We start from the raw sequence: 237 nt of genomic DNA, 5'->3' as shown, positions 1-237 counted from the left end.
CCCCGCGGGGGGGGGCGCCCGGGGCCCCCCCCCCCCCCCGCCCCCCCCCCCCCCCGGGGGGGCCCCCCCCCCCCCACCCCCCCCCCCCCCCCCCCCCCCCGGGGGGGGGGGGGGGGGGGCGGGGCCCCCCCCCCCCCCCCCCCCCCCCCCGGGCGGCGGCCCCCCCCCCCCCCCCGGCCCCCCCCCCCCGCCGGGCCCGCCCCGCCGCGGCCCCCCCCCCCCCCCCCCCTCCGTGGC

1 protein-coding gene is annotated in these 237 nt (G+C 98.7%); it reads right to left on the bottom strand.

Features of this window, described 5'->3' with window-relative positions; all coding sequences use genetic code 11:
- Window positions 1-237, bottom strand: a 237-nt coding sequence (locus AC0L2H_RS32595) for a hypothetical protein (protein ID WP_473593691.1), incomplete at both ends; no start/stop codon positions are given.

It is taken from the genome of Mesorhizobium sp. WSM4871, assembly GCF_055811295.1.
The sequence above is the reverse complement of the archived record's forward strand: the minus strand, read 5'-3'. Positions and strand labels throughout refer to the sequence as shown.